The sequence below is a fragment of the Allorhizobium sp. NPDC080224 genome, from assembly GCF_050281005.1.
Lineage (GTDB): Bacteria > Pseudomonadota > Alphaproteobacteria > Rhizobiales > Rhizobiaceae > Allorhizobium.
This window is the reverse complement of record NZ_JBNNWJ010000001.1, coordinates 2762477-2782031: the sequence shown is the minus strand read 5'-3', so window position 1 is coordinate 2782031 and position 19555 is coordinate 2762477. Positions and strand designations below refer to the sequence as shown.

The following is a 19555-nucleotide window of genomic DNA, read 5'->3' as shown; positions in this document are numbered from 1 at the left end:
GTTTTGGACGTGTCCGGCGAATCGAACGGACGCGTAAGGTGCATGTTACTGAAACTAACTTATTGGCGAGAGGACGGCTGACAAGGACGTTTCGAATGACTATCTCGTGACTGTTATAGGCTAAAGACAAAACCGGGACGCAAAGATGGCAGGCGATACGCTAAAGGCGACGACAGATGCGGCGGGGCTTGCCGCGCTGATTTCGCGCGCGTCAGCGCAAACATCGGGCGGAAAGGCGTCGCTGCCGCCGGTGGAGCGCTGGGAACCGCCGTTCTGCGGGGATCTGGACATGGAAATCAGGGCCGACGGGACCTGGTTCTACATGGGTACGCCGATCGGTCGGGAGCCTCTGGTCCGTCTGTTTTCGACGGTTCTGCGCAAGGACGAGGACGGTAAGACCTATCTCGTCACGCCTGTGGAAAAGGTCGGCATCCGCGTCGAGGACGCCCATTTCGTCGCGGTCGAGATGAGCGTGACGGAAGAGGCGGGTGAGTCGGTGCTGACATTCCGCACGAATGTCGGCGACGTGGTCGAGGCGGGGCCCGAGCATAAGCTGCGGTTCGAGATCGTCGGCGAGAACCATGAACTCAAGCCTTACCTGTCCGTTCGTGGCCGTCTGGAGGCGCTAGTCTCGCGAGCGGTCATGTATGATCTCGTCGAGCGGGGAGAGGTGGTGGAGATCGAGGGCAAGGCGATGTTTGCCGTGCGCTCGCGCGGCGCCGTGTTTCCTGTGATGCCCGCCGAAGAACTCGATCGACTGTCGCGATGAGCTTGATGCCGTTTACCGCAGAGGATTTTCGTCGTCGGGCGCTGGAGCAGGTGGGTGCGCCGCTCGAACATGCCTGGCGCGACCATGGCGACCATGCGCTGAATCCCGATACCATCCTGCAATACGAGCAGCTGAAGCTGAAGGACGCGGCGGTGCTGATCGGCGTGATCGACGATCCGGACGAGGCGCGGATCATCCTCACCCAGCGCACCAGCAAGCTCCGGCAACATGCTGGCCAGATCGCCTTTCCGGGCGGCGGCATCGATGCGACGGATACCTCGCCGGAAGAAGCGGCGCTCCGCGAGGCCGAGGAAGAGATCGGCCTCGACCGCCGTTTCGTCGAGACGGTCGGCCGGCTGCCGCAATATCTCTCAGGCACTGGGTTTCGCATCCAGCCGGTGCTTTCCGTCGTGCAACCCGGCTTCGAGCTGGTGCTCAATCCCGACGAGGTGGACAGCGTCTTCGAGGTGCCGCTTTCCTTCCTGATGAATCCATCCAATCATCGGCAGGACAGCCGGATGTGGCAGGGCTCCGTCAGGCATTTCTATGTGATGCCCTATCGAGAGCGGCATATCTGGGGCATTACGGCCGGCATCATCCGGACGCTCTATGAAAGGCTCTATGCATGACCAATCTGGCCGATCGCGACTGGTTCCAGGAGCCCGCTCTGCAAAAGCTGCTGACGCTGCTGAATAGCGGCGGCGCGGAGACACGGGTGGTCGGTGGCGCTGTGCGCAACAGTCTGATGGGACTGCCGGTCGGGGATATCGACCTTGCCACGACGCTGATGCCGGAAGAGGTGAGCGGACGGGCGGCGGCGAAAGGCATCAAGGCGGTACCGACCGGGATCGAGCATGGGACCGTGACGCTTGTTGTCGACGGCAAGGGTTATGAAGTTACGACGCTCCGGCGTGACGTCGAGACCAATGGTCGCCATGCCCAGGTCGCCTTCGGCGCGAGCTGGCAGGAGGATGCCGACCGGCGCGACCTGACGATGAACGCGCTTTATGTCGGTCTCGATGGTGAGGTGATCGATCTCGTCGGCGGCTTGAAGGACATCGAAACGAGAACCGTGCGCTTCATCGGCAATGCCGAGCAGCGGATTGCCGAAGACTATCTGCGCGTCCTGCGCTTCTTCCGCTTCTTCGCCCATTATGGCAGTGGGCGTCCGGATACCGATGGGTTGAAGGCTTGTGCGAGGGCGCGCAGCCAGCTGAAATCGCTCTCCGCCGAGCGCGTCTGGAGCGAGATCAAGAAGCTCTTGTCGGCGCGCGATCCGGGGCGGGCGCTGCTCTGGATGCGGCAGTCGGGCGTGCTAACCGAGATCCTGCCGGAAACGGAGAAATGGGGAATCGATGCGATCCCCGGCCTCATCGCAGCTGAACAGGCGCTCGGCTGGGAGCCGGATGCGCTGTTGCGTCTTTGCGCGATCGTACCGAAGGATGCAGCGCGGCTGGTGACGCTGTCCGAGCGGTTGCGGATGTCGAATGCCGAGGCAATGGCGCTCGACCGGTTCGCGCGGGCGCCGAAGCCACAGGAGACGGTGAGAGATGTTGCCTTCGATCGCGATCTCTACCGGTTCGGCAAGGACGGCATGATCTCGATGCTGAAGCTCGAACTTGCCTCCGCCCGTGCGCGTGCGGAGGGTGACCAGAAGGCGATGAGCCGCAGTGCGCGGCTGTTTTCGCTGTTGAAGCGTGCCGAGGGCTTCGTGCGGCCGGTGCTGCCGATCAAAGGCTCCGACGTGCTTGCTGCCGGTATTCCTGCCGGGCCGAAGGTCGGAGAAATTCTCGGCAAGCTCGAGGAAGGCTGGATCGCATCGCAGTTCAACCTCAGCCGCGAGGATCTGCTTGCCCGGCTGGAGACACTGGCGAAAGCTTGAAAGTTCGGCGCAACAAGGTAAGTCAATACGTCCGAGAGCGGGTTCGGTTCATCAGGCCCTGCTCAACAAAGAGTGTCCATTTGCCCGCGATCCAGCGGCGATCCCTGGAGCGTATCTCTCCCGGCTTCAGATGATCGACATGACGTCGGTCTGGCCTTTCAGAGGAGGGATTTCCATGACACGCATCGCAGCCGCATTTCTTGCCGCAGGCATGACCTTCGCCGCTTCTTCGGCGAATTCCGCCAATATCGTCGAGACCGCCCAGCAGGCCGGCAGCTTCAAGACGCTGCTTGCCGCGGCAGAGGCGGCCGGTCTCGTTGATGCGCTTTCGGGCGGCGGTCCGCTGACCGTCTTCGCGCCGACCGACGAAGCCTTTGCTGCATTGCCGGCCGGCACGGTCGAGAACCTGCTCAAGCCGGAGAACAAGGACCAGCTCGCCGCGATCCTGAGTTATCATGTCGTCGGTCGCGAACTGACCTCGACCATGCTGCCGGGCCGCACGATCCATGTCCGCACGATCAAGAGCGGCGGTGATCGCACGCTCGCGGTGTCCAAGTCGGGTTCGGGTGTAACCGTTGACGGCGCAAACGTGGTGTCTGCCGATATCCGCACGGATAACGGCGTCATTCATGTGATCGACAAGGTCATGCTGCCGAGCAGCTGAGACACGCAAGCTTCTTTCTGGAGACGGAGCCCGCATGCCGGGCTCCGTTGCCGTTTGGGCAGTCGCGCGCGGCTTCAGGCCGTCTGGGACTGATCGTTGCGAATCCGTTCCTTGATGTGATCCACCATGGACGGACGGATGATCTCCTCGCCATGGGTGACCTTCAAGTGTTCCACGGCCCTTCTCACGACTTCAGCCTCTTCCTCGGCCCGCGTGTGCCAGTCGCAGCCGGGGACCAGAGTTCCGCATTCGAAGCGTTTCATGATCGTCTCCTCCTTCGTCTCCTCAACTCTCGAAACCGCAGAATGCCACGATTGTTCGGCGGATGCCAAAAAAATGGCCCGCACAGGGCGGGCCAAAGTATCGACGCGGTGGATTCTGTCTGATCAATCGGGCATGGCCCAGGCATGGAAAACGGAGCGCGCGGGCTGGCGTTTGCCCCGATGGCTGCCGGTTTCGATGTCGTTTGCGGCGAGCCGGTCGGCGAGATCTTTGCCGGCCAGACCGAGGCGCACCTGCTCAACGAAATAAGAATGGGGCAAGTCGACATCACTCGACTGACGCATTTGCTCCGCCAGCCGATCGATCAATTCTGGTGCCTTGAGCGCACGATCGGCGGGGTCACTGACGCGGGATACGGATACTGAGCTGGATGGGGGCATCGCAATCTCCTCCTCGATACTGCGTGAGGCCGCAGAATGCCTCCCGTCCGGCGTGAGCGCAATGAAAACCGTCAAGTTCTCGACACACTTTGTCGTAAGCGACGGGAATCACCGCTCATTCTTTTTCGTGAATTGACTTGTGGATAACCGTGTCAGCGGTAACCCCAAGCGATCAGGGATATCGCACGAGCGGCGGGAGCGAGGAGAGGATTGATTCGACATTGCCGCCGGTCTTCAGGCCGAAGATCGTGCCGCGGTCGTAGAGCAGGTTGAACTCCACATAGCGGCCGCGACGGACAAGCTGTTCCTCGCGGTCCTCATCCGTCCAGGGATTGTTGAAATTGCCCCGGACGATCTTCGGATAGACGAGATTGAAGGCACGGCCGACATCCTGGACAAAGGCGAAGTTGGCGTTCCAGCCCCCCTTGTCCTCGTCTGCCGTCAGCCAGTCGAAGAAAATGCCGCCGATGCCGCGCGCCTCGTTGCGGTGGGGCAGGAAGAAGTATTCGTCGCACCACTTCTTGTAGGCGGGGTAGTCGGCCACGGCGGGATGGCGTTCGCAGGTGACCTCCATGGCACGGTGGAAGAGGCGGGTGTCGGGATCATCCTGGCTGCGCCGGCGGTCGAGCACCGGCGTCAGGTCGGCGCCGCCACCGAACCACTGGCTCGATGTGACCACCATGCGGGTGTTCATGTGCACCGTTGGGACATGCGGGTTCACGGGATGCGCGATCAGCGAAATGCCAGACGCCCAGAAGCGCGGGTCTTCCTCGGCGCCCGGCATCTGCTTGCGGAATTCGGGCGAGAACTCGCCATGCACCGTCGAGGTGTGCACGCCGACCTTCTCGAAGACGCGGCCATACATCATCGACATGCGGCCGCCGCCGCCCTTGCCCTCTTCACGCAGCCAGTCCTTGGCCTGGAATCGGCCAGGCTCGCGATCGGACATCGGCCCGGTGAGTTCGTTCTCCAGGGTTTCGAACGAGGCGCAGATCGCATCGCGCAGACTTTCGAACCAGGCGCGTGCCGCGTCCTTCTTCTCCTCGATATCCTCGGGCAGGCCTTTCGGCAGAACCGGTCGCTCCATGTCGTCCCCCTCAACTTCTTCAGGCAAACGAATATCAGGTGAAATCGCAGGCGGCCATATGGGGGCGGGGGTGTCCCCGTAAAATCGACTCGCCTTCCGGTTTTGCGTGGATTAATCTCTTGTCCATGCGAGGGATTTCATGACGAAGATACCTGGCCCGCCGCCATTTACAGGTCTCAGGAAACGTATTGCCGATCACCGCGCCGGAACGGCCGGGCGTCTCGGTGGGCAGTTCGTGCGCGAAACCTATTGCCTGACACGCGAAGAGGCTCGAGCCAAGGCGCGCGAGTGGTTCGACGCCTTTCCGAAGGCGGCTTACTGGACCGAAGTTGAAAGCTGGCGGCAGCTCGACGAAGACCAGATCGAGTTCACAATGCGCCGGCTGCCTTCGGCAGATTGACGGCGCCCCGCCCAGGTGCGATCCAACGGCAAATTCTCAATTCGCTAGAATTCTAACTTTCTTTGAAAGCCAATCACAAAACCTCGTCGCTAGGTTCGTCTGTACATAGCCGGAATGATGCCGGCTTCGGATCGACATGATATGCGACATAAGGTTTTCCCATGAGTACAGTCTGGCTCAACCCATCCGTTGCCGGTGCGGCTTCGATGGCGAGCGCTGCCGCGTCCGCGCTCGATCGCGTGACGCCGCGCGCGGTGACAGCACCTGTCGCCGAGACTGAGACGGATGCGTCCAGCTATTGGTCGATTTCGACCACCATGCGGCCCGGAAGCCTTTCGGCCGGCAGCGTGCAGGAAGCCAACGAGATTGCGGCAGCCGTATCGGATACGGCAGCGCTCGGTCTGGAACAGGCGACGGATATCGTCGCGCGCATCCAGCAGAAGCTCGTGCTTGCCAAGGCCGTCGGGGCCGATCGCAATGGTATCAATGCCGACATCTCGCAGATGAAGGCCGAGCTTGTTGACGTCGTTGCTGACAGTACGTTCAACGGCGACAATTGGCTGATGGTGGAGGCCGGCGGACGGCCCAAGGTCACCTCGCTGCTCGCCTCCGTGACCACGGGCAATGATGGCGGCCTCTCCATCAACATGGTCGATTTCGACACTGCCAAATCGACGCTTGTCTCGCGCGAGGATGCGCGCGACGGTGTTTTGACGCGGGCCTATGCGGGCACCAGCCTCGGCGGCGTGCCTTACAATTATTACCTGATGGATGCGCAATCGCGCGAGCCGGCTGAGGCCGGGGCCCGCGAGATCAGGATCGATAGCCGTACAACCGGCGACGAGATCGACGGGATGATCTCGACCCTCAATCGCGTTCTGATCGATATGGTCAGCGCCAGTGCCGAGGTGAGCACGACGCGCAGCCAGGTGACGGGCGGCGGTGTGCTTCTTCAGGGCTTGCAGGGGTCATCCGAACTCGGCGTCAGCCGGCTGGTCGATACGGAGCTCAACGAGCAGCGCGTGCGGCTGACGGCGGAGAAGGTGCAGGATCAGTTGCAGTCCTCGGCGCTGAACATGGCGAATGTCTCGATGACGTCGTGGTTGAAGCTCTGAGCTCAAGCTTCTGTTTGTGAATCGAAAAGGCCCGCTTCGCGCGGGCCTTTTGCTGTTTCTGGTGGCTGACTTGCCGCTCGTCAGTTCTTCGCGCGGGGACGCCTTGCCTTGCCGCGCGGCAGCGGAACCATGATCGGGGTCGCAGCTTTTCCTGCCTTCTTCGGCACGTCGGTGCCCTTGGTCATGACTTCCGGCGATGGGGCCGCCTCGACGGTCGGCTCTGCGGCTTCCGGTGATGCCGAAGCCTCCGGTAATGGCTCGTCCCATGCTGGTGGTTCAACGTCGATCGCGGCGGGGAGCGACGCCTCCGCGGCGAGCACCGGAAGGGCTTCAGGCTCGACCGGTTCTGTTTCGATTGTGACCGGTTCCAGGACAGTGTCTTCAACGACCGGGCCTGCGACCTCCTCGGCTGTTGCAATCACAGCCTCGGCGGGCGCTTCTGCGATAGGTGCTTCACCACTCAGAATATCGCCGAGTATTCTGGTCACCTTCAGGGCTGTCGGTAGGTCGGTATTGGTCGAATGGCCGCAGAAGGACACCTTGATGTCGGTGGCAATCTTCGGGCGCGAATTCAGTTCGCCGAACCAGTCGAGTTCGCCGACGACGTCGATAACCTCGGTGAAGGCTTCCGGCATCTTGATCCGGCCGCCGAAGGTGACGATCCGCGCGGTGTTGGCCAGCGTTTCTATCCGGTCCGGGTCGCTCCCCTTCAAGGCGTAGAGGGCATCCGCAATCACGCGATTGCCGCGGGAATGGCCAGCGATCAGAGTGAAGGACAGCGTGGGATCTGCAAGCAGGGTCGATACCGTATCGGCATCAAGGCCGGTGCGGCGACTGGTATCGGTATCCTCGCTGCGCTTGCCATAGGCACCGAGCTTCGGCCGACCGACGACGTCGTCGATCACCTCGAGGTTGCTTCTGACATGACCGAGCCAGCCGAAGAGGAAGGCGCCGCCGATAGCCTCGTTTAGGATGTCGCCGAGGCCGTAGCCCGATACCACCGCTGCTACCGGGGCGTCGATCGCGTCGGCCACGTTGCGGGCGAAGGCGGCGGCACCGATCGCCGAGCCGCCGATGCCGGCGACTGCCATGGCGCGCACCTCGCGCCCACCGCGCAGGCGGAATTCCTCGACGCTGTCGCAGAGTGTCAGCATTCCGGCGCCTGTGGGCGGAACGATCATGATCAGGCCTTCAGAGGCGAGACTGTCACTGATGTAGAAGGTCTCGTCGGCCGTGAGGGCCTTGACGTCATAGTAGAGCGCGTCCATGCCCGTGTTGCGGAGCCGCCAGGGCTCCAGGGCGGCGTTTCGGACCGGGCGCTGGCTCAAGCGCTCGGGAAAGCTCAAGGATCGGGCGAACTGGGTCAGACCCAGGGCGAATGCTGTCTCGAACATGACTCCATCTCCCTTTTTGCTGCAATGCAGCATAGCGCAATACGGTTGAATTAGCAATTGCGGTTGAAGGGGCGCATTGCTACCGTCTCGCTATCCTAGGCGAGGGCGACTGTGGGCGCATTGATCTATGTCTGGTTCCTGCCGATCCGGAGTCAGAAACCGGTCTGGCGCAGCGCTTCCCCGGCGATCATGGCTGCCGACATCGCGACATTGATCGAACGCTGGCCCGCGACCATGGGGATGATCACACGGTGATCGGCCCGGTCATGCACCGGATCGGGGACACCGGCACTTTCGCGCCCGAAGAGAAGGATGTCATTTTCGGCGTAATCGAATTGGGTGTAGGGCAGGGCGGCTTTGGTCGAGGCGAGCACGAGGCGGCGTCGTTCGGAAAGCCGCCATGCGTCGAATTGCTCCCAGTTGACATGGCGTGTCATGGCGACGCTTGCGAGATAGTCCATGCCGGCACGCTTCAGATTCTTGTCGGAAAGCACAAAGCCGGCTGGCTCGATGATATCGACCTTCAGCCCGAGACAGGCAGCCAGCCTCAGGATCGTGCCGGTGTTGCCTGGGATGTCGGGCTGATAGAGGGCGATGCGCAAGTCGGTCATGGGCCGGTCTTATGCGATCGGGGCACGTCGCTCAAGGCGGACGCAGCCTTGCTTGTTGCCGTCTGTGATCGGTGTGCAACAGTTGCGGCAGAATGTCTCGATCGCCTCGAAAGCCGGCTGGAAAATTTGGCAGTCGGCCGATAGAACGGTGCTCTACTTCAACACGCAAGCGGGAGGGCCATCGATGGATCTATTCGGTATTTCGCGCCAGCCCCGATTTATGGCTGTGGCTGCCTGAGCGCGTCACCTCCGCCTCTTTTCCCAAACTGATTCATCCTGCGGCCATAAGTGGCCCCAATCATTGAATATTCGCGTGTTTTGCACCTTTGTTCGGTGTCGCGCGCGCGCCATTTCTGGAGACGTTTCATGTTCTCGTGGTTCGAAAACCGCCTGAATCCGTACCCGGCCGGTGATCCGGTCCTGCCGCCCAAGGGCCTTGTCGCCTTCTGCTGGCACTACACCAAGCCCGCCGGCTGGTGGCTGGCGTTGCTCGGCCTGTGCTCCGGCCTGATCGCGGTTGCCGAAGTGTTCCTGTACCAGTTCCTCGGCAATATCGTTGACTGGCTGTCGACGGCCGAACGTTCGACCTTCTTGCAGACGGAAGGCGGCACGCTTGCCTGGATGGCGGGCCTGCTGCTGATTGGCCTGCCGGTGCTCGGCGTCATGCACACGATCACCATGCACCAGGTGCTGGCCGGCAACTTCCCGATGATCGCACGCTGGCAGATGCACCGCTTCCTGCTCCGGCACTCGATGACCTTCTTCGCCAACGAGTTCGCCGGTCGTGTCTCGACCAAGGTGATGCAGACGGCGCTGTCTGTCCGCGAAAGCGTGATGAAGATCATCGACGTCTTCATCTATGCGACGACCTTCTTCGTCTCGATGCTGGCGCTGGTGGCATCGGTCGACTGGCGGCTCGGTGTGCCGCTCGTCCTCTGGCTGGTGATCTATGCGCTGATCCTCAGGCACTTCATTCCGAAGCTTCGCAAGTCCTCCAGCGAGCAGGCGGATGCCCGCTCGATGATGACGGGGCGGATCGTCGACAGCTATACCAATATCGCGACAGTGAAGCTGTTCTCGCATGCCGGCCGGGAAGAGACCTATGCCAAAGAGGGCATGGACGCCTTTCTCGGCACGGTGCACCGGCAGATGCGGCAGATCTCGTTGCTCAATATCTGTGTCGACATCAACAATGCCATCGTCCAGTTCTTCGTGGCGGCCTTGGGCATCTGGTTCTGGCTGAACGGCACGGTGACCGTCGGCGCGATTGCGGTCGCCATCGGTCTTTCCATGCGCATCAACGGCATGTCGCAGTGGATCATGTGGGAAGTGGCGGCGCTCTTCGAGAATATCGGCACCGTCTATGACGGCATGGGCATGATGACCAAGGCCCACGATATCGTCGACAAGCCGGCCGCCAAGGCGCTCGCCGCACCGAAGGGCGAAATCGTCTATGACGCCGTGCGCTTCCACTATGGCAAGCAGAAGGGCGTGATCGAGGACTTCTCGCTGACCATCAAGGCGGGCGAGAAGGTCGGCCTCGTTGGGCGCTCCGGTGCCGGCAAGACGACGCTGATGAACCTGCTTCTGCGCTTCTACGATCTGGAGAAGGGCAGGATCCTTGTCGATGGCCAGGATATCTCGGCGGTGAGCCAGGACAGTCTGCGGGCACTCGTCGGCGTTGTGACCCAGGATACGTCGCTTCTGCACCGCTCGATCCGGGATAACATCGCCTATGGCCGGCCGGAAGCGACCGATGCCGAAGTGATCGAGGCGGCCAAGCGGGCCAATGCCTGGGAGTTCATCCAGGGGCTTTCCGACATGCAGGGCCGCAGCGGGCTCGACGCGCATGTCGGTGAGCGCGGCGTGAAACTCTCGGGCGGCCAGCGGCAGCGTATCGCGATCGCCCGTGTATTCCTGAAGGATGCGCCGATCCTGGTGCTCGACGAGGCGACCTCGGCGCTCGATTCAGAAGTCGAGGCTGCGATCCAGGAAAGCCTGTTCAAGCTGATCGAGGACAAGACGGTGATTGCTATCGCCCACCGGCTGTCGACGCTGACGCAGATGGATCGGCTGATCGTGCTCGACAAGGGCCGGATCGTCGAAGAGGGGACGCATCAGCAGTTGGTGGCGAATGGCGGCATCTATGCCGATCTGTGGACCCGCCAGTCCGGTGGTTTCCTAGCCGATCAGGCCGACGGGCCGAACGAGGTCCGGGAAACGGCGGCTGAGTGACGCGCTGCCGTCACGGCTAAAACGATTGTTGGAAAACTGGCGGCGGCGGAGCAATCTGCCGCCGACCTTTTTTGGGCTACAGCTATTTCGCGAATTTCCAGCCAATTTTGGTCATCAAAGGTTGCGTGCAATCTAAGTAAATTATTCATTGTTTACATCTTAGAACGGTTTCATCCCGACCTATACGGACGATGTCTTGTCCTCACACCTGGCGACCTCCCACGCCCGGTTGGGAATGTATTTTTCCTCCCCTGGAGACCATTCATGTCCAATCTCAAGATCAAAGTGGTGCTGCCACTGCTGTTTGCCGTGGTACTTACCTTCGGTATCGGCCAGGGCATTCTGGCGATTAACTTCATTGGCGACGTCAAGGAGCAGGTGAACGTCATCGGGCGCGAACGCCTGCCCAGAACGCTTGCTGTCGCACGGATGAATGCGACTTTCGCCGAGGTCCGCCGCGACTACGCGATGCTGTTGAATGCGGAACCGGCAGAGCTGGATTCGATCGTTTCTGCCACTCAGACCGCCGTTGCGGAGCGCGATGCAGCTTTTGCCGCCTATGAGCCGATGATCACCATGCCTGCAACTCGCGCTCGCTTCGACAGCATGAAGGCTGCGCTCGCGGAGTATGATCGACTCGCCTTGCAGATGGTCGAATTGAAGCGTACCGGCAATCAGGCAGCGGCTAAGGCCGTCTTCAATGGCACCATGGCGGCGAATGCTCGCACGCTCGTCCAGCTCATGGACGAGATGATCAAGTCCAATGTGCAGCTCAGCGACGCCGCAATTGTCAAAGCGGACGACGTCTCCAACACTGCGGTCAACACCACGATCATCGCCGTTCTGATCAGCGCGCTGATTGCCGTCGGTGCCGCCTTCTTCAGCTTTGCCCGGATCGTTCGCCCGATTTCGGCGATCACCGGGTCGATGCGTACCCTTGCTTCCGGCGACACGCAGACCGAGATCCCGTTTGCCGGTCGTCAGGATGAAATCGGCGAGATGGCGGCTGCCGTTAGCGTGTTCCGCGACAATGCCATCGAGCGTGCAGCGCTCGAGCGTCAGGCCGAAGAAAACCGTTCGCTCAGCGAAACCGAGCGTCAGGCGCGCGAGGCCCAGAAGGCACGGGAAGCGGCCGAAGTGCAGTTTGCCGTCGACCAGCTCGCTTCGGGTCTGCAACGTCTGTCGGATGGCGATCTCGTGGCGCAGATCAACGAACGTTTCGCCGATCATCTCGATCCGCTGCGTTTGAATTTCAACCAGTCCGTCTCCCGACTGAAGGAGGCTATGCGCGCCGTTAGCGAAAACGCCCGGACGATCGATGCCGGCGCCAACGAGATGCTGGCTGCCGCCGACGATCTTTCGAAGCGGACCGAGCAGCAGGCGGCGTCCGTCGAAGAGACGGCAGCAGCACTCGAGCAGGTGACGACTGCGGTCAAGGACAGCGCTGTGCGCGCTGACGAGGCCGGCCAGCTGGTTAGCCGCACGCGGGAAGGGGCCGAGCATTCGGGCGAAGTCGTTCGCCGTGCCGTTGCTGCGATGCAGGCAATCGAGAAATCCTCTTCGGAAATCTCGAACATCATCGGCGTGATCGATGACATCGCGTTCCAGACCAACCTTCTGGCGCTGAATGCCGGCGTCGAAGCGGCTCGCGCCGGTGAAGCCGGCAAGGGCTTTGCGGTCGTTGCCCAGGAAGTGCGCGAGCTTGCCCAGCGTTCGGCCAATGCGGCGAAGGAGATCAAGGCCCTGATCACCACTTCGGGCGAACAGGTCCGCAACGGTGTCAGCCTCGTGGATGAAACCGGCAAGGCGCTGGAGACCATCGTGCGCGAGGTGCAGGAGATCAACCAGAATGTTCTGGCGATCGTCACCTCCACCCGCGAGCAGTCGACTGGCCTCCAGGAAATCAACATGGCTGTCAACCAGATGGACCAGGGCACGCAGAAGAACGCGGCCATGGTGGAGCAATCCACGGCGGCAAGCCATGGTCTGGCTCAGCAGGCCGGTCAGCTGATGCAGCTGATGGCGCAGTTCAAGACGGACGAGAACGGCTATCGCGCTTCGCCGCGGGTCGCCCCGGCAACGCCGGCCGCCCAGCCGCAGCCTTCGCCTGCCCGGGCGCTGGGTCGCAAGATCGCCAATGCCTTCAAGGGCAACACGGCCGTGGCGGCCGAGTGGTCCGAGTTCTGAGCACTGCATATTAGACGATGCGAAGTAGAGGGGCAGAAATGCCCCTCTTTTGTTGTCGATGCCTGCGCACCGGATTGTGGATGAGGCGAGAACTGCCCTTCGGCGCGTAAGGCTTTGTTAGAATTCGGATTGGCATGGAAGTCTGCCGGCATTTTTCCCCGGTCGTCTCATTCCGTTTCAATCCAGGATTTCAGTCGTGAAAAATCTCAAGATCAAACTGCTGCTGCCGCTTCTCTTCGGGCTGATGGTGATCGTATCGCTCGGGCAGGGTGCTATTGCCGTCCGCTCCGTGACCGACATGAGTGGTCAGATGGAAGCGCTGGGCGGCCGTCTCGATCGTTCCATGATGATTGCCGAGATCGATTCCGTTCTCGGCGATGTTCGCCGTCTCCACCTGATGATCCTGACGGCCGCCACCTCGGCCGAGAAGAAGACGCTGGTCGAAGACCTCGGCGCCGCGCGTGAGCGGCTGGATGCCGCGATCGCCGAGTTTGACGCTGCGATCGTGCTCCCCGATGTCCGCCAGCGTTTTGACAGTTTCAAGGCGACCGTCGTCGAGTTCAACGGTCTTGGCCAGAGCTTCGTCGAACAGGCCATGGCATCGAAGCTCTACCAGGCGAAGGACACGCTGGCCCAGATGGTGCCGCTCGGCAGCGCTGCGGAACAGAGCCTGGGGGACATCAAGGACATCAACCGGGCTGCCGGCGTGCAGGTTCGTCATGATGCCGATGCGTCTGCGACGCTTGCCATGCGCCTGTCGCTGGCGGCTTTCGTGCTGGCCGCGCTGATGGCGCTCGGCGCGGCTGTCGTGTCGATCCTGCGGGTTGCGCGTCCCATCTCAGCGATCACAGGTTCGATGCGGACGCTTGCCGGTGGCGACACCGAAACGGAGGTTCCGTTTGCGAACCGTCGGGACGAGATCGGCGAGATGGCGGCGGCCGTTTCCGTCTTCCGTGACAATGCGATCGAGCGTGCGGCCCTCGAGCGCCAGGCCGAAGAGAACCGGTCGCTGAGCGAGACGGAGCGTCTGGCGCGCGAAGCACAGAAGGCGCGTGAAGCGGCCGAAGTACAGTTTGCCGTCGACCGTCTGGCCGGTGGTTTGCAGAAGCTTTCCGATGGTGATCTTGCCGTCGAAATCGGCGAACGCTTCGCTGAGCACCTCGATCCGCTGCGTGTGAACTTCAATCACTCCGTCGAGCGGCTGCGTGATGCCATGCGCGCCGTCGGCGAAAATGCGCGTGCCATCGACGCCGGAGCGAGCGAAATGCTGGCAGCAGCCGACGACCTGTCCAAGCGCACCGAGCAGCAGGCAGCCTCTGTCGAGGAAACGGCAGCCGCCTTGGAACAGGTGACGACTGCGGTCAAGGACAGCGCCGTGCGCGCGGAGGAGGCTGGGGCACTGGTATCGCGGACACGGGTCGGAGCCGAACAGTCGGGTGACGTGGTTCGCCGCGCGGTCGATGCGATGCATGCGATCGAAAAGTCGTCGAGCGAAATCTCCAACATCATCGGTGTGATCGACGAGATCGCCTTCCAGACCAATCTTCTGGCGCTGAACGCGGGTGTCGAAGCTGCGCGTGCCGGAGACGCCGGCAAGGGCTTTGCCGTCGTTGCCCAGGAAGTCCGTGAGCTCGCCCAGCGTTCGGCCCATGCGGCGAAGGAAATCAAGGGTCTGATCACGGCGTCTGGCGAGCAGGTCCGGAGCGGGGTCACTCTGGTCGGTGAGACCGGTCAGGCGCTCGAAGCCATTGTCCGACAGGTGCAGGAGATCAACCAGAACGTTTCCGCGATCGTCACGTCCGCACGCGAGCAGTCGACGGGCTTGGCCGAAATCAATGCGGCCGTGAACCAGATGGATCAGGGCACGCAGAAGAATGCGTCCATGGTGGAGCAATCGAGCGCTGCCTGCCATGGCCTGGCGCAGCAGGCGACATCGCTGACGCAGTTGCTCGGCCAGTTCCGCCTCGGGGAAGAGACGCCTCGCGTGGCTGCACCGCGGCTTGCCCCGGCGCGGGGCGAAAGCCAGCCGCAAGCGTCGCCGGCGCGTGCCCTTGGCCGCAAGATCGCCAATGCCTTCAATGGCAATGCGGCTGTCGCAGCGGAGTGGTCGGAGTTCTGAGATCCTCCACATCGGATCCAGAGACAAAGAAACGGGGCAGGGATGCCCCGTTTCGCGTTTGTCGGGGCGGTGTTGTGCCGGACATTCATGCGGCTGATCGGTTCATTTGCCGAATTGGCTTGTCGGCGGGATGGCGGGGCCGCTATGCGGTGACTTCAAACAGACGGGGCCGACACCTTCACGCGCGCCCTCGCGTTCCACTCAGGAGCAACATGCTGAAACATATCGACTGGATCTGGGCGGTCCTTGCCGGGGCCCTGCTCGCCGTCATGGTGACCATCAACAGCGGCCTTGCGGCTTTGACGACCCCGTTTACCGCATCCTGGGTGGTGCACGGCGTCGGCGGCGTGGTTGCCTTTCTGCTCTTGGTCGCCAATGGTGCCGTCGCGCGCCGGGCGGGGCGCATTCCGGCCAATGGCAAGGCGCCGCTCTGGTCCTATCTCGGCGGTGCGCCGGGTGCCTTTGCGGTGGCGTTGAGTTCGATTGCGGTCAATTCGGAGCTGGCACTGGCCGGCGGCCTATCCTTGTTGCTCGTCGGTCAGATCCTGTTCGGGCTCCTTTCCGATCAGTTCGGGCTGTTCGGCACGCCGAAGCGCAGGCTCAACCGGTTCGATTTCCTGGCCACGGCATGCGTTATCGGCGGCAGCGCACTGCTCATCTTCTCGAAGGGGGCGTGAATGCTGGGCGCTGTTCTCATCGCACTCGCCGGCGGTGCTGCCGTCGGCATGAGCCGGTCGATCAACGGTCGGCTGACCATGGACCGTGGAGCGTTTACGGCGTCGGCCTGGAACCACTGGATCGGCTTCCTGTTGTTGACCGTCTATGTGCTTCTCTTCCACCGCATCGGGCTGCCGCTGCTCGCCGATGTCCCGGTCTTCTATCTCACGGGCGGCGTGATCGGAGCCTGTTTCGTGGTCATCAGCTCCTATGTCTTTCCGCGCATAGGTGCGGCCCGCTCGGGCCTTCTGATCATCGGCGGGCAGATGATCACAGGCCTTCTCATCGATCTCGCACGCGGTACCGCCGAGTTCCACATCGGCCAGCCGGCCGGCGTGGCGTTAATCCTCCTGGGCATCTATCTCACCCGCTACACGCGCTAGAGGATCACCACTCCACAGGCGCGGGGCGAGGCTCAAGGCATTTTAGTGTTTTCCGAAAGGATCGGTTTTTGTTTGGCGCGTAGCTTGACCGGATAGGAACAGCCATCGGAGGTGCCTCGCATGCGCCCGCCGCCCCATCGCCTCTTGCCCCATGTCAGGGAAGCCGACATTCTTGGCCGCAAGGCTTTCGAGTTCCTCAGCAAGAACCATCTCGACCTTAGTCCTGACAACTTCGAGCTCGTCCACGCGGTGATGACGGGGCGCGACAAGGCGCTTCGCGCCGCTTTTCTCGCGCTGCCGAAGCCAGTCGGCCAGGCGGCTCTCTCGATCCTCGCGCAGCGTTTCCTTCCCCGGCGCCCGATGGTGTCAGCGCTCAAAACGACGAGCGAACAGGCGGTGGGAGCGCTGGAGGATCTGCGGAGGTTGCTGGAGGGTGGGGCCGTGACGGTCGCCGGATCGTCGGATGATGGCGAGGACCCGATGGCGGCATTGGATACCCAGCTCCAGGCCTGTCTCGATGCGCTGCAAGCCGTCTGCAAGCTCGTCATTGCCGAACCGGTCGAAGTGCCGGGGCAGGACCATTTGACCGCGCAACTCAGCTTCGGATTGCCGGGTTATTCTTCCCTCGTGCAGCGTCTGGACGATGTATTCAAGGAGGGTATGCCCGAGGAGGGGCTGAGCCTGATGCTGTGCCGGATCGAGGGACTGGAGCCCTTAAGCCGCAGCGGTCTTGTCAAGGTCAGTGACTACATGAAGAACACGCTGGCGCGCTTCACCCATCGACTGATTGCCAAAAACGATGCGGCCTACTGGACCGCACCCGACGAGCTAGGCTTGCTGATCGGGGCAAGCAGCGAAACCTATCTCGCCCAACTCGGCGAAAAAGTCTCCCGAGTTGTTGCGGACGCCGAGGCTATCGCGCGCAAGTCGATCAAGTCGATGCCGAAGCTCGCCTGTCGGTTCGGTTGCGCAAGAACGGATCGACCGGTGCCGGTGGCTCAGCTCTATGGTGCTGCGCGGCAATCCCTTCAGCGTGCCGAACTAACCGAGAGCCTGGTGCCCGTGTTCACGGGGGTCTCAATAGATGCCTCGACCTTGCGCCGCTACGAGGCGCTTTACGGCCGCCGTCACCGCGGCTGACGTTACGGTACATCATATGGGACGTTGGTCTCTGACCAAAATGTAATGGTCGCGATCATGTTTGAGGCTTTGCCCTCCTGGGCAATCGGCCTATATCGCTTTTCATGTTTCAAGCTGTCGCCCGCCTCTTCGAAAACTGGCTCGATCCCTTCGCCCGATCGGACAATCTGCGTCCACCGGAAAAGATCTGGGCCTTCGTCTGGTTCTATGTCAGCCAGGCGAAGATGGCCTTCTTCCTGATGGCGATCTTCGGCGGTGCCGTGGCCATGCTCGAAGCCGGACTGTTCTGGTTCGTCGGACGGCTTGTCGATCTGCTCGATACCGTGCCGAAAGAGGCCGGCTGGGAAGGGCTGATTGCGGCTCACGGAGGTGAGTTGCTCGCGATGGCGCTGATCGTGTTGATCGGCCGCTTTGTCGTCGTGACGATCGGCGCCCTCGTTGAAGAACAGGTCATCGTCCTCAACTTCTTCAACCTTGTGCGCTGGCAGGCGCATGCGCATGTGGCGCGTCAGTCGCTCTCCTTCTTCCAGAATGATTTTGCCGGGCGCATTGTCACCAAGGTCTGGTCTGCGGGGCAGTCGACCGGGGATCTGTTGACCTCGCTGCTCCAGGTCGTCTGGTTCATGGTAATCTACACCATTTCGACCATGGCGCTCGTTGCACAACTCGACTGGCGGCTTGCGGCCATCATCGGCGCCTGGGTGGCGATCTTTCTGGTGTTGGCCCGGTATTTCGTGCCGAAGATCCGCCATCACGCGCGAGAGACGGCGGAGGCGTCATCGATGCTGAATGGCCGTCTTGTCGACAGCTATTCGAACATCCAGACGCTCAAGCTCTTTGCCCGCGAGCGGCAGAACGACCACTATATCCGGGCCGGTTTCGACCGTTTCCAGGATACGCTGCGCCCATTCGCCCGGTTGCTGACTGGAGTGCGAGCTTCACTTGCCATACTGTCCGGTTTCATGATCCTCATGGTGGCACTTCTGTCCGTCGATCTCTGGTTCGCCGGAGCCGTGACCGCCGGCGGCGTCGCGTTCACGCTTGGCCTTGTGCTGCGTCTCAACATGCTTCTCGGCCGGATGATGACGCAGCTCAACGGCATCATGCGCAATATCGGCACGATCCAGAATTCTGCCGAACTGGTGGCAAAGCCCATCGGGCTTACCGACAGGCCGGATGCGGCCAAGCTTCAGGTGAAGTCGCCGGAGATCCGCTTCGAGGATGTGACCTTCCACTACGGACGCAAGACCGGTGCGATCGACAATCTGACGCTGACCATCGAGCCCGGCGAGAAGGTCGGCATCGTCGGACGTTCAGGCGCGGGCAAGTCGACGCTGGTCAATCTGCTGTTGCGATTCTACGACCTGGAAGGTGGCCGTATCCTGATCGACGGACAGGACATCTCGACCGTGACTCAGGAGAGCCTGCGCTCGCAGATCGGCATGGTTACGCAAGATACGGCGCTTCTTCACCGTTCGATCCGCGACAACATTCTTTTCGGTCGCGAGGATGCAAGCGACGAGATGCTGGTGAAGGCCGCCGAGCGCGCCGAAGCGCTCGACTTCATCCAGCGGCTGGAAGATCAGCGCGGGCGGAAGGGTTTCGACGCCCATGTCGGCGAACGCGGAGTGAAGCTTTCCGGTGGCCAGCGACAGCGCATCGCGATTGCGCGCGTTATGCTGAAAGATGCGCCGATCCTCGTGCTGGATGAGGCGACGTCTGCGCTGGACTCGGAAGTGGAGGCGGCGATCCAGTCCAATCTCGATCGGCTGATGCAGGGCAAGACCGTGCTGGCGATCGCCCACCGTCTGTCGACGATCGCGGCGCTGGATCGTCTCGTGGTCATGGACAAGGGGCGGATCATCGAGCAGGGAACGCATCAGGAGCTGGTGGCGCAAGGCGGCCTCTATTCCGAGCTCTGGGCACGGCAATCGGGCGGCTTCCTCGATACGCGGGACCAGCTGGTAACGGCTTGATGCCTGCTGTCGTGTTTTCCTGGACGTTTAACGCGCTGCATTGCTTGATAAACTGCCTGTCACTCTTGCGTTAAATCAAGCTTTTGGGGATGGTGTCCCGGAAATCCGCGACAACGTGGCTCCTTGTCCGACGAAGACTGGACAGAATAGATTATCGGGCTTAGAACGCGCCAATCTGGCGGGGAATCTGTGGCTGCACAGTGGCTGAATTGTG

The 19555-nt window shown here is 61.8% G+C and carries 18 protein-coding genes; 13 read left to right on the top strand and 5 right to left on the bottom strand.

Annotation, left to right across the window (positions count from 1 at the left end; all coding sequences use genetic code 11):
• Positions 1–145: 145 nt before the first annotated feature.
• From ACQKP1_RS13785 to ACQKP1_RS13770, 4 genes are all read left to right on the top strand, one after another.
• A complete protein-coding gene (locus tag ACQKP1_RS13785) occupies positions 146–769 on the top strand; it encodes a DUF1285 domain-containing protein (protein WP_427275673.1) in 624 nt (207 codons plus the stop codon).
• A complete protein-coding gene (locus tag ACQKP1_RS13780; RefSeq protein ID WP_427275672.1) occupies positions 766–1398 on the top strand; it encodes a CoA pyrophosphatase in 633 nt (210 codons plus the stop codon). Before ACQKP1_RS13785 ends, ACQKP1_RS13780 begins: the two co-directional genes overlap by 4 nt.
• Complete coding sequence (locus ACQKP1_RS13775; protein WP_427275671.1) at positions 1395–2651, top strand: CCA tRNA nucleotidyltransferase; 1257 nt, start codon at positions 1395–1397, stop codon at positions 2649–2651. Before ACQKP1_RS13780 ends, ACQKP1_RS13775 begins: the two co-directional genes overlap by 4 nt.
• A gap of 175 nt (positions 2652–2826) precedes the next feature.
• A complete protein-coding gene (locus ACQKP1_RS13770; protein ID WP_427275670.1) occupies positions 2827–3315 on the top strand; it encodes a fasciclin domain-containing protein in 489 nt (162 codons plus the stop codon).
• Positions 3316–3389: 74 nt separating this feature from the next.
• Here the strand turns inward: ACQKP1_RS13770 and ACQKP1_RS13765 are convergent, their stop codons facing one another.
• The 3 genes from ACQKP1_RS13765 to hemF form a co-directional block, all read right to left on the bottom strand.
• Positions 3390–3578 carry a DUF1059 domain-containing protein gene (locus ACQKP1_RS13765; protein WP_006725630.1) on the bottom strand — a complete coding sequence of 63 codons (189 nt, stop codon included), beginning with the start codon at positions 3576–3578 and terminating at the stop codon, positions 3390–3392.
• A gap of 123 nt (positions 3579–3701) precedes the next feature.
• Positions 3702–3977, bottom strand: coding sequence for a hypothetical protein (locus ACQKP1_RS13760; RefSeq protein WP_203016955.1), 276 nt, complete (start codon positions 3975–3977; stop codon positions 3702–3704).
• Positions 3978–4149: 172 nt separating this feature from the next.
• Entirely contained in the window at positions 4150–5064 is a 915-nt protein-coding gene (gene hemF / locus ACQKP1_RS13755) for an oxygen-dependent coproporphyrinogen oxidase (RefSeq protein WP_006725628.1), read from the bottom strand.
• A gap of 139 nt (positions 5065–5203) precedes the next feature.
• Between hemF and ACQKP1_RS13750 the strand changes: the two genes are divergently transcribed.
• Complete coding sequence (locus ACQKP1_RS13750; RefSeq protein WP_054151479.1) at positions 5204–5464, top strand: hypothetical protein; 261 nt, start codon at positions 5204–5206, stop codon at positions 5462–5464.
• Between the two features lie 161 nt (positions 5465–5625).
• Entirely contained in the window at positions 5626–6579 is a 954-nt protein-coding gene (locus ACQKP1_RS13745; protein WP_427275669.1) for a flagellin, read from the top strand.
• Between the two features lie 80 nt (positions 6580–6659).
• Here ACQKP1_RS13745 and ACQKP1_RS13740 read toward each other — a convergent pair whose 3' ends face one another.
• Together ACQKP1_RS13740 and ACQKP1_RS13735 are read right to left on the bottom strand one after the other, a co-directional pair.
• Positions 6660–7973, bottom strand: a complete 1314-nt coding sequence (locus ACQKP1_RS13740; protein ID WP_427275668.1) for a cell envelope biogenesis protein OmpA — start codon at positions 7971–7973, stop codon at positions 6660–6662.
• 152 nt (positions 7974–8125) lie between these two features.
• Positions 8126–8584: a tRNA (cytidine(34)-2'-O)-methyltransferase gene (locus ACQKP1_RS13735; protein ID WP_427275667.1), complete on the bottom strand. Its 459-nt coding sequence runs from the start codon at positions 8582–8584 to the stop codon at positions 8126–8128.
• Positions 8585–8950: 366 nt separating this feature from the next.
• On the opposite strand from ACQKP1_RS13735, the gene ACQKP1_RS13730 reads away from it, so the two are divergent.
• From ACQKP1_RS13730 to ACQKP1_RS13700, 7 genes are all read left to right on the top strand, one after another.
• Positions 8951–10819, top strand: coding sequence for an ABC transporter ATP-binding protein (locus ACQKP1_RS13730; RefSeq protein WP_427275666.1), 1869 nt, complete (start codon positions 8951–8953; stop codon positions 10817–10819).
• Between the two features lie 264 nt (positions 10820–11083).
• The gene (locus ACQKP1_RS13725) at positions 11084–13006 is read left to right on the top strand and encodes a HAMP domain-containing methyl-accepting chemotaxis protein (protein WP_203016946.1); all 1923 of its coding nucleotides are present in this window, start codon (positions 11084–11086) and stop codon (positions 13004–13006) included.
• A 196-nt stretch (positions 13007–13202) separates the two neighbouring features.
• A complete protein-coding gene (locus ACQKP1_RS13720; protein WP_427275665.1) occupies positions 13203–15125 on the top strand; it encodes a methyl-accepting chemotaxis protein in 1923 nt (640 codons plus the stop codon).
• A 212-nt stretch (positions 15126–15337) separates the two neighbouring features.
• Positions 15338–15802 (top strand): DMT family transporter, encoded by a 465-nt coding sequence (locus tag ACQKP1_RS13715; RefSeq protein ID WP_069043685.1) that lies wholly within the window; start codon positions 15338–15340, stop codon positions 15800–15802.
• Positions 15803–16225 carry a DMT family transporter gene (locus ACQKP1_RS13710; RefSeq protein ID WP_203016944.1) on the top strand — a complete coding sequence of 141 codons (423 nt, stop codon included), beginning with the start codon at positions 15803–15805 and terminating at the stop codon, positions 16223–16225. It abuts the gene before it with no gap.
• 120 nt (positions 16226–16345) lie between these two features.
• Positions 16346–17365 (top strand): hypothetical protein, encoded by a 1020-nt coding sequence (locus tag ACQKP1_RS13705; RefSeq protein WP_427275664.1) that lies wholly within the window; start codon positions 16346–16348, stop codon positions 17363–17365.
• Positions 17366–17469: 104 nt separating this feature from the next.
• Positions 17470–19341 carry an ABC transporter ATP-binding protein gene (locus tag ACQKP1_RS13700; RefSeq protein ID WP_427275663.1) on the top strand — a complete coding sequence of 624 codons (1872 nt, stop codon included), beginning with the start codon at positions 17470–17472 and terminating at the stop codon, positions 19339–19341.
• Positions 19342–19555: the final 214 nt, after the last annotated feature.